Below are 10,742 nucleotides of genomic sequence, written 5' to 3' on the forward strand. Positions count from 1 at the left end.
ATTAATGTACTTGGCAATGATTGGGATCCGGACGGCGACAGCCTGAGCATCAGCGTGGTTAGCCAGAGCCAAAGGCAGCGTGCAAATCACCAGTGATGGACGATTACTTTACACACCAGCGAAGAGCTTTAAGAGCAGCGACAGCTTCAGCTATACCATTAGTGATGGAGATAAAACCGCAACGACAACGGTATCTATCAGCCTGTCCAGCTCAGGTGGAAGCACCGACGGCGGCAAAGGTGGTAAAGGTATAAGTGGCAAATAATCCTTTCATACAACGTAACCAATCAATATGAAATAAAAAGGGGCGATGGTATTAATCATCACCCCTTTTATTATTGTCTGAGTATTTGGCGAGTTATACTGTGGTAGCACCAGCACCGGTTTGCGTAGCCGCAGCCCATCTATTGTCACTGTCAGCCAGTGCGGGTGATGTGATTGCCGGCAGCATGGTCAAGCCACGGTAACCAACCAGGACAGCAGTGATTGTGCTGCCATAGACTTTGCTGTATCTGCCGACGTTCCGGCGGGCTGGAGTGCCAGCAACCCAAGTGTTAATTTGGCACCGAGCGCGAGTACTACGATCACTTTAAGCGTCACCTCAAACAGCACAGCCACTGATGATCTGTATAACATTATCATTCATGCCGAAAATGCAGCGAACAGCAGTTATAGCAACAGTGCTATGGTGAGCTATGCGATCGTTACCCCTCTAAATAGCGCACCTGTTGCGGTAACGGATAGCGTTGTCTTACCGGCGAAAGAGGCAACTCTGATTGATGTGTTGGCTAACGACTGGGATCCGGACGGTGACAGTCTGAGCATCGGCACTGTAAGCCAGGGAGCCAAGGGCAGTGTACAGATCACCTCTGATGGCCAGCTGCTCTACACACCTGCAAAGAGCTTTAAGAGCAGAGACAGCTTCAGCTATACCATTAGTGACGGTGACAAAACCGCTACTGCCACGGTGAGTGTCAGCCTGTCCACTTCTTCTGACGAGAGTAGCAAACCCAATAAGGGCAAGGCCAACAAGTAAACGGTTATCCGCCGTAATGGCTTTGGATCTTGAACAATAAAAAGGGGCGATGATTAACCATCGCCCCTTTTGTTATTACCTGAGTATTAAACTAACGCTTTAAGGTTCCTGTGAACCGAACATTAATTCAACGGTATGTTCTTCAGGAGTAGAACCTACATCATCATCCTCTAGTTTTATATACAGTCCGTTAATGCCGTTGATAACTGCATTTATATCAGTAACACCTGTCGCAAATCCAGGGTACAGTTTAATGGTAAAGCCGCACTCATAGACCTCACCTACCGAGATAACAGTATCAACAGTACAGAACTCATAAGAAGAGCCTTCTGCAGGGTCTAATATTATCAGATCTTCCACGTATGGCCCGAAAGTGCCACCTGTTTCGTTTAAAATCCTAAACAAAGCAGGACCAGTCGGAGGATAATCCGTATCTGCAGCAAATGGTTCGTTAAAAATTCTCAGACTAGTGAGTGTTACGTCTTCGATACCACCGTTTGGTATACGAACAAATACACGCGCTTTCATAGCAACTTGCGGCGTAATTTGCAGTGGCACGTTATCAAACTCTACCAGAGCAGGATCACTGTCAAATACAGGGTCGCTAGTAGGATTATCAACATCGTTACCCCAGATTGTTGCCGTATTCGCACGAGTGTCACCTGCATTACCTAGTAGCGGCAGGGTAATTACACAAACTGCATATTCACCCGGTGCTAATTCATAGCCACCACTAAGCGGTACTGAAGCAACCGGACCATCGCTGTCCTCGGTGATGTCACAGTCACCAGTTAAATCAGTGAGAGTGATGCCAACCATATCGTCTAATTTATTGAATATAACATTATCAACACTGCTTGGTAGTACACTGAAGTTGAATGTATAGTCAACATTGACAGGCGTGCCGGTATCACCGGTTTCAGGCACATGGTAGGTGTCTCCATCCGCAGCAGTGCCCGCTGTTTTAATCAATTGAACAGTTGGCACCGCATTTAGGATATCAACAGTCGCAAAAGCTGTGGCTGTGTCTGTATCATTTTCATTGTCTGTCGCGACGGCAGTTACAGTATTAGAATGATACGGTGGAGTACCAAAGTCGCCACTAATGAGTTGAGTGAAAGAACAGGTATACGTTCCCTGAGGTGCAAGTGTGTAACCAACCGCATCCGCACATTCAGTTGACAGATCGAAATCACTATCGGTTAAGCTGCTTAATGTTAGCGGATCGTCCCAATCATCTCCAGATAGAGCTTCGTTTGTAACGATAACAGTAAATGTTACATTACCACTTGGCTCTAGCACAAATGTTGGATTGGGAGTTTTAGTAACACTGATAGCCGGTGGCAAATTGGTTACCTGCACTGTGGTTTCATTAGTACAGTGATCGCCGGCTACGCTAGTGAGGATTGCCGAACAGGTATCACCGTCGGTAACGGGATCACCATTCTTGTCTTCGATTGCCAGTATCACTAAGTCGTCATAAAACTCAGGACTCTGATCATTGGGCAGATCTCTGTCGACGATTTCCACACTAAAGGCACAACTGTAAGTGCCGCTTGGCAGAATTTCACCGCCATTAGCGGGTTGCGAACAGTTGGTCTCTGTCAGATAGACTCCATCTGGAGTCGCAGGCGTGACGGTAGTTGTTGCCCCCCAAAGGTTCAGGGATTCATCGACTGCTTCACCGTATGTACCGTTGGCACCGTTATCAACTTTATCATAAAGTGAGGTGATAAACAGTGAGGTTTGTGTGTTAGTGTTGGTAAAGTTAACTGTATAATCAAACACACCACCTGATTCGGGTAGGCTAGAGGCACTAGTTAACGTCTTGAACACTATTGGTGGAGTTGGTTTAATAAATACATCGATGTTAAAGGTATCACAGTTACATTTTGATTTGTTGTTGGGGATCTGACCAGCATAGGGGTCTTCATCAGTGCTACAGTTATCCCGCTCGATATTATCCCATGCGGCGCAGTAGGTGAAGTCGGCTCGGTTGTCACCGTCTTCATCGGCACACAGCATAGTGATGGATTCACCCGTCAGGGTGTATTCATCAGGACCTAATGCCTTGGTGATATCACCACAAGCATCGCCATCGAGTTCGACATCCGCAGTTTCACCGCTATCGCCGGGCATCGGCAGGATGATGCTACAGTCGCGCAGACCTGGGCCATGCACGATTTGTGGGCTCTCATCTGTTAACGGCAGATAGAAAGTGGTGTCCCAGCGCTCGTTGGCGTTGGTTCGAACCGTCACATCGGCGCTGAAAGTGAACACATCACCCAGGTTACACTCGGCGCTAGGATCGTTCGGTGTAACTCGGGTGATCTCAACATCATTGGCGGTACAGTTAAGCGCATCCTGCGATAACTTATTGCCGGGTTCGAGCAGATAGGCATCAGCCATACAGAATTTTTCAGGATTTTCGCCCATGCCGAGCCAGTCATAAGATCCCGCATATGCCGGCAAGCTGCTCAACCCATATAGGGTTATTAAGCTTATCAGGGTGGTGGCGAACACCTTGATAAGCCGTTTACATATTGAAAGTTTCATAATAATTACCACTCTCTTATTTATGTATAAATAAAAATAATTAATGGCAGCACTAACCTCGTTAACTGGCTGCCGCTATTGGTACTAAGAGACTATCAGCTTATTATAATAAGATGCGCGCTAAATCACACACAATAAATGAGCCTCTGAATAAACAGATTGCAACCTTTAAGCCAACTCTTTAACCAACTGAAACGTAAGGATAAGTTTATTTTTGTTTAACGATTTTTAAGGTTGAGTGTTACAGAAATGCAACAGTGCTTTTGCGGGTGAGCGTCTAACACGCTGTAAATTAAGGAATTGTTATTATTATATGGTGTCCGTTATGTAACGACTGCACTGTCCAAGGTGTAACCCGCCACTATCACGGTAAAAAGCACGGCTACAGTGCACAGGCAAAATAGTTATTTCGTCGTTTTAATGAAATTGAACATGGATGTAACCACCTGAAAAACAAGGGATAAAATATTATGGTATTTATCTATGATTAACTTGGTAATACTGATTGGACGCTGCGATTTACAAATCGTTATTGGCTAAAGGGGAAAATACACAGAGAGGCCATAATACCTCTCTGTTATTGACAGCGGTTAATGCGTAACTATTCAGCACCTCTTAAAACTTAAGGTGTTTTTATACAAAAGAGACTGTAAATGCTCAGGGCTAAGCCATTTATGTCTAGTTCAAGGCGAAAAAGCACAGTTTAGTGGTTTAAATGAGCATTTTTCAACGAAGAAATAGGCTTAAATGGCAACGACCTGAGTAGTTGCAGATTAACCGCTTAGTCCTGCGGCTGTTTAGCAAGTAACTCATCTAACAGTAATACAAAAGTCTCGTAGCTCTGCGCTCCCACCACAAGCTTAGGAGTTATAAGTTGATTATTTTCAATTCGACCGATCACAAAACTGGGTGTGCCTTTAATCCCTAACGACCGTCCATAGGCGATATCTTGTGCAATTTTATCGGCCATCGCTTTATCTGCGAGGCACTCGGAAAATTTGCCCATATCTAATGCTAACTCTACCGCCGTTTGTTGATATAAGGGATCACCGAGTTGTTTCATGTTTTTGAACAGTGCCGCACGCATCGGCCAGTAGGCATTCTGTTGTAAGCTGCAGTTGGCAGCAATCGCCGCACCTTGTGCTTTAGGGTGAAAAGCTAATGGAAAATCTCGGGTCAGATATTTTACTTTCCCACTGTCGACATAATTGCTTTTTAACTTTGTGAAGGTCTGATCGATAAATCGTTTGCAATACGGGCATTGATAATCTGAAAACTCAATAATAGCAAGCTGTGCCTGCGCATCGCCCATTAGTGGGATCTGGCCACCTCCATCAAAGTTAGCTTGGGTTGGCAATGTTTTGTGCTGCGGTTTTTGCGCGTTAGTCGCGATCTCATGAATCTCTTTAACTTGACTGCCTATGGTGGTGATATCCTCTCTCAGCTGTTTGATATCCTGCTTAAGTTCGCTTATTTCTTGTTGTGATTTACCCTCATTTTGCGGCTGACAAGCGATGATAAACTGCAGTGCTAGCAGCGAAAATATGAGTTGTATTATATATTTCAACATTATCTGACTCCTCGTTATTTAAATATTAACTACACCTGGTCTAGCGTTTTCTTTTGCGGTTATCCGTCGCACCATCAGCAAGCCGGAGATGAGGCTTATTTAAATAGATGCTTCTGCAGTTGGCTCAGGTACGTCCTTAACTATAGGTAAGTTTAAGACTAATCCAAGGAGAATATAATGAAAACGCCAGAAGCAGGCTTTCTAGTATGGCAACGAAATTTTCATAATGAAGATAACTGTGTTGAACACCTTAAAAACATAAAGTTAAAAATAGCATCCTTCTTTTATCGGTAACTGTTAAAAATCCTGATTGTGATCTCTAATACAGATGTATCATCTTGTATGTTATACCCTTGTTTATTAATTGACCGATGACTTTTTCTGTAAACTTGCTAAGGACAGCGATATCTCATCCCGCGGTGGCATGAGATATCCTCACCAAAATAATGAAGAATATGACACGTAGTGAAGGCCAGGAAAATTTTTGGGATATTATTATGGAGCTAAGACATGGCTTCAATAACCCCTCACTTGAAAGCGAAATTCAGCATCTTGCTGCAAATCTGACCGTGTCCAATAGATTTCTAATCAAAATGGAAATCATGAACCTTTCTCGGGATGTTCATCGGGTTATTGACCTGCGAACCTTTTTTAAAGACAACTGCGAAAAATTTATTTACAAAGGAATCACCCATTTTCTTGATGAGATATCTAAAAATGAACTTATAAATGAATTAAATAGATATGCAGGCAATTACACGCTTGGTGTCTATAAATATATAATGCAAAAAGCAAAGGCAAGATATAAAGCAAATCCGCATGCCTTATTTAATATCCCTCCAAAAACAGAAAAGATATATTTAACCAAATTTTTCCAGCGAAAAGATGAAAGATTATACTTCACCAAGAAAGTAAGTATTTTCTATAATAGCCCGGAAAAAATGACCAAAAATGCATTTAATAATTTTGCAATCGAAGGCATAACAACTGATATTTCCTCAACAGGGCTATCAATAAAAATACCTAAAGAAAAAATACGTAGAACAGATGGTCTGATTCATGTCTGGATGCACGGTATTGAAGCCGAATTTAAGTTTTCTGATCGTGTGATTATTACCTATGAAATAAAAAATACATTTGAAAAAAATAACCACATATATTTCAGTCTTGACTATCACTGCAAGCAGTTTTCAAACGTAAAAGATGAATTTATGGCCTTTTCAAAAAGCTACCTTGAAGCACAGAAAAAGCGCAACAATCTTCCTGTTGAAAACACAGTAAATGCTATAAAAGTAAAAGCGTCTGAACAGTTCATTATTGCAAGACTAAAATCGCTACCTGTATTTCTTATTGAACAAAATGGTGTTTGGCTGCCTGGCGCTCAATTTAAAACCGCAAATAATACAAACATAGGATTATTCGCCAATATTAATGACAATAAAGACTTCCTTCGCTCTCTTTGTGTATTACCGTCAATACAATCTAGAATATCTTCAGGAGAGCGATTTTATGATTATCTGTTTTTAATGCCAGTCAAAGATAAAAGCAATAAAACTTATTATGTCGCACTGCCACACAAGGGATTGATTGGTAACGATTTTTTAAAAAAAATAGCAAGAAGCGCTCATCAAAAAAACAATCTCAAACTTTATCGGATTGATGGCAATACAACATCACCGGAAGAGCAATGTCATGTTCCAAGTTCACTTCCGTCTTCCGCTGGAGAAGCTTTTGAAACTATGAATCAGCAACCTATTGAACGTGCAAAATCACTTTCTAAAGTACTAAAAAGAATGATTGTGCTAAGTGATTTCTCTGATTCTATCGATTATCTAAACCTTTTGAACGACACCTCCGATAAACAAGAAAACGACGTCAATCTATCTAAATACATATTAAAAAAACCCGTTAAGGCTATTGATATTTACGATGCAGTAGCCGAGACAAATGATTTCCGGACGGAAGATAGATTTTTATGCAATATGAATGTGCTAATACAAAAAAAAACAGATAAAACAAGTGAATTTGTTTCTTGTACTACGCTTAATATCTCAACCAAAGGGTTAAAAATAAAGCTGGCAAAGATAATGGATTTAAAGGTCGGTGATAAGATTTTAGTAGATCTTCATGAACTGCCGGGTAATGGAGATAAAGGCGTTAGATATCAGCCGTATTATATTGCCGGGAAAGACAGTGATCTGGAATATAGATTATGCATTGAAGGAAAAACAGCTGACCATGAGGGTCGGAAAATGATCAGAGAATACATTCATAAAAACATAAACAGCATAAAACCAATGGGTTATGAAAATGAAATTTATGGATTTTCTCGAGTATTAAGAAATATATTTGCAAACAATATTCATCTGCCACATGGAATAACTGCAAGGCATGGCTCTTCCCGATACATAAAAAATATTGCAATATCAGAAAACTCACACATTCCTATTATCAAAAATAACAGTACAGATGACATACTCAATCTTATGGAGACAGATGCATTTAGAAGCGCAATAATAAATAAAATTGAGCTTATAAATAAAGAAAACCCTTATGAAATTCTTTATTTTATTGTTATGTCAAGAACCCGAAGCAATGGTGAAAATTACTTTTTTATAAAACAGATAACAGAATCACAGAAAGACTCTGAATTAATGCCTTTAATGCAAAACCTCAGGTGCATTGGCGACCCCAGATTATTAAGAATAAATTCCACCAAAAAAAGCCGCATATTCAATAAATATTTTCGTGATGAAATGTCATACTTAGAAAGGTTTGCAGTAACCAAAATAAAAGATATTGAATCAGGACTGAAGAATACAATGGGCGTATTTGAAATGTCAGATGTAACCGATCTAATAGCCTAGTCATAAGAGTGAGTTCTTTGTTTAAAGAAATTCAAATACCCGGCTTAGTGAAGCTCTTTTCATTATTTCAATTGAGAGACCGTTAATACTGGAGCCTCGTTCAGCATAGACGTACTTAACAGACATACCTAGCCCTATGACGTAGTTTATGGCTTTTACACCAGCTAAAGCGCAACGTTGTATACTATCGGTTCCGATCAGTTAAGAAGTTGCATCCCTGACAATTATCTAGTTAACTACGTATTTTCCGATGTAATCACAGGCAGATAAAATGAAAGAGTTTTTACAGCATAGAGCCTATCAGATAGTATTTTTCAATGCCCTGGCAACAAGCGGCAGCCTGACTAAGGCGGCAGAAATGCTCAAAGTTTCGGTCTCCCATGTGAGTAAGCAGCTTCACAGCCTGGAAGAAGATCTGGGGGTACAGCTGATCAACCGCAGTACAAGGACCCGCACCCTGACTGAAGAAGGCAGACGTTATGCGGAATACTGCGCGCAAATCGTCTCGCTTATTCAGGAGGCTGATACCCTGGTGACAGATACCCGGGATGAAATTTCAGGCCATATTCGCCTGGCACTGTCACGCTCTTTTGCCACACTGCATATCATTCCTGCCTTGGATAAGCTGCAGAATAAATATCCGCAACTCACCATAGATGTCAGCCTGTTCGATCACAAGGTCGATATGCTGGCGGAGGAGATCGATCTCTGGTTTACCACCTATGAAGATATCAGCGAAGGCTATGTGGCTCAGCGCATCGCCGATACCCGCTTTCTGCTGCTCGCTTCCCCTGAATATCTGCAGCTTCATGGCACCCCGCAGCATCCGGATGAGCTGACCCAACACAATTGTGTTACTTACCACAGTAGAAGCCGTTCTTGTAATAATTGGTCCTTTGCCAGAGGAGATGAAGAATTCAGCATCAGTGTCTCGGGCAACTATCGTGTCAACCTGGCCGAGGCGGTCAGAGACGCGCTGATTGCCGGAAAAGGCATAGGTTATCTTGCCAGTTACCTGCTTACCGACGAACTGGAAACTGGCAAACTGGTGCAGCTTTTGCCAGACTGGCGCGCCAATCAAAAGATGCCTGCTTATGCAGTCTATCCGCGCAATAAGCATTTGCCGGCCAGAGTCAGAACTGTTATTCACTTTCTGAAAGACACTATTGGTAATCCGCCATACTGGGATAAGGCATTAGCTAAGTGGGCCCGGTTTTAACTGCACGGATTTTCCTGACATAAGGTGTAAACCCATGACGTTTTCTCTATGGAAAAGATGTTTCAACTAAAAGCCTATGGGACAACTGACTTAAATTCTCTATTATTGCCTCACATCGAAGGCTGGCCAGACGGCAAAAAGATTCTTTTAACCCTCTGTAAAATGCAAGCCTACTCTTATTTTAATAATTCAGGCGTTTTTCTGTATCTGCGTAACACCAGCAGAACTAAGCGCCTCTTTGGAGACATAATTCATGAGTAATTTAAAAGCCGCAGCACTGAAAGCACTTAGCCTGATTGACCTGACTACACTTAACGATAATGATACAGATCAGAATGTTATCGCATTGTGCCATGATGCTAAAACAGCTGTTGGTAATACTGCTGCAATCTGTATTTACCCAAGATTTATTCCTATTGCGCGTAAGACTCTGAAAGAGCAAGGCACACCGGAAATTAAAATTGCTACAGTAACTAACTTCCCGCACGGTAACAGTGATATTGAAATTGCTGTAGCTGAAACAAAAGCTGCCGTTGCTTATGGTGCCGACGAAGTGGATGTTGTTTTTCCTTACCGCACTCTTATCGCTGGTGATGAGCAGCTGGGTTTTGACCTGGTTAAGCAGTGTAAAGAAGCCTGTGGCGAGATATTACTTAAAGTGATCATCGAGACCGGAGAGTTAAAAGAAGAGCGCCTGATTAAACGTGCCAGCGAAATCTGTATCGAAGCAGGTGCTGATTTTATCAAGACTTCTACTGGTAAAGTACCGGTAAATGCAACACCAGAAGCTGCTGCAATTATGCTTAAAGTGATTAGAGATATGGGTGTTGCCCAGCGTGTCGGTTTCAAACCAGCCGGCGGCGTGCGCAGTGCTGAAGATGCTAAGGCATTTCTTGATATGGCTGCAGAAATTCTGGGTGAAGAGTGGATTGATGCTGAGCATTACCGTTTTGGTGCTTCAAGCCTGTTGACCAGCTTACTTAATACTTTGGAAGTGAGCGATAAAGCTGCAGATCCAGCTGCATACTAACTGCCAGTAAAGGGAGCCTCTGGCTCCCAAAATGTATTGCCAACACTCAAGTACAATACAGCCATAAGCAAGCAGTTGTTTTATTGGTTAGAAAAGGCTCGACATATATGCTTTTAAATCATTACATTAAGCATCACATATTATTCGAACCAACTAAATATTAATATTTCACCTTATTGCATATGGCAAAACAGCAGACTGTAATCTTCATTAAACTGCAATAAACGGGAACCCATATGTGTCCCAAAACGACTTTCAAAGTGCAGATACACGGCAAGACCAAAAAAGGTTTGGCTGTCCGCGCTTTTTCGGATGCCGCTTTCACCCCAAAATTAATATAGCCCCCTTTCTACGATCATTATTGAAGGCTAAAATTTAGAGCCGCCATTAACTAGTTCAACTAACATCCCAAGATAACAATAAAACACTGCAATTATCTGATTGATATTAACAATTCTTTACCT

General features: G+C 41.8%; 7 protein-coding genes. 5 read left to right on the forward strand and 2 right to left on the reverse strand.

The window, feature by feature from the left end:
- Positions 1 to 79: 79 nt before the first annotated feature.
- Entirely contained in the window at positions 80 to 265 is a 186-nt protein-coding gene (locus AC4GME_RS10045) for an Ig-like domain-containing protein (RefSeq protein ID WP_490379332.1), read from the forward strand.
- A gap of 294 nt (positions 266 to 559) precedes the next feature.
- On the forward strand, positions 560 to 1,036 hold the full coding sequence (locus AC4GME_RS10050; protein ID WP_490376834.1) for an Ig-like domain-containing protein: 477 nt from the start codon (positions 560 to 562) through the stop codon (positions 1,034 to 1,036).
- Between the two features lie 99 nt (positions 1,037 to 1,135).
- On the opposite strand, the gene AC4GME_RS10055 is transcribed toward AC4GME_RS10050, so the two are convergent.
- Both AC4GME_RS10055 and AC4GME_RS10060 read right to left on the reverse strand, forming a co-directional pair.
- Positions 1,136 to 3,592 carry a hypothetical protein gene (locus AC4GME_RS10055; protein ID WP_490376833.1) on the reverse strand — a complete coding sequence of 819 codons (2,457 nt, stop codon included), beginning with the start codon at positions 3,590 to 3,592 and terminating at the stop codon, positions 1,136 to 1,138.
- A 781-nt stretch (positions 3,593 to 4,373) separates the two neighbouring features.
- On the reverse strand, positions 4,374 to 5,162 hold the full coding sequence (locus tag AC4GME_RS10060) for a DsbA family protein (RefSeq protein ID WP_490376832.1): 789 nt from the start codon (positions 5,160 to 5,162) through the stop codon (positions 4,374 to 4,376).
- Positions 5,163 to 5,617: 455 nt separating this feature from the next.
- On the opposite strand from AC4GME_RS10060, the gene AC4GME_RS10065 reads away from it, so the two are divergent.
- From AC4GME_RS10065 to deoC, 3 genes are all read left to right on the forward strand, one after another.
- A complete protein-coding gene (locus AC4GME_RS10065) occupies positions 5,618 to 8,029 on the forward strand; it encodes a PilZ domain-containing protein (protein WP_490379333.1) in 2,412 nt (803 codons plus the stop codon).
- Positions 8,030 to 8,300: 271 nt separating this feature from the next.
- Positions 8,301 to 9,248, forward strand: a complete 948-nt coding sequence (locus tag AC4GME_RS10070; RefSeq protein ID WP_490378053.1) for a LysR family transcriptional regulator — start codon at positions 8,301 to 8,303, stop codon at positions 9,246 to 9,248.
- Between the two features lie 253 nt (positions 9,249 to 9,501).
- The gene (gene deoC / locus AC4GME_RS10075; RefSeq protein ID WP_490378052.1) at positions 9,502 to 10,278 is read left to right on the forward strand and encodes a deoxyribose-phosphate aldolase; all 777 of its coding nucleotides are present in this window, start codon (positions 9,502 to 9,504) and stop codon (positions 10,276 to 10,278) included.
- The last annotated feature ends 464 nt before the right edge of the window (positions 10,279 to 10,742 follow it).

The sequence above is a fragment of the Psychromonas sp. genome (assembly GCF_983033635.1).

Bases quoted from the DNA above. Each gene is read 5' to 3' on its own strand.
- AC4GME_RS10055 (WP_490376833.1), bottom strand. From the start codon at position 3,592: ATGAAACTTTCAATATGTAAACGGCTTATCAAGGTGTTCGCCACCACC.
- AC4GME_RS10060 (WP_490376832.1), bottom strand. From the start codon at position 5,162: ATGTTGAAATATATAATACAACTCATATTTTCGCTGCTAGCACTGCAG.
- AC4GME_RS10065 (WP_490379333.1), top strand. From the start codon at position 5,618: ATGACACGTAGTGAAGGCCAGGAAAATTTTTGGGATATTATTATGGAG.
- AC4GME_RS10070 (WP_490378053.1), top strand. From the start codon at position 8,301: ATGAAAGAGTTTTTACAGCATAGAGCCTATCAGATAGTATTTTTCAAT.
- deoC (WP_490378052.1), top strand. From the start codon at position 9,502: ATGAGTAATTTAAAAGCCGCAGCACTGAAAGCACTTAGCCTGATTGAC.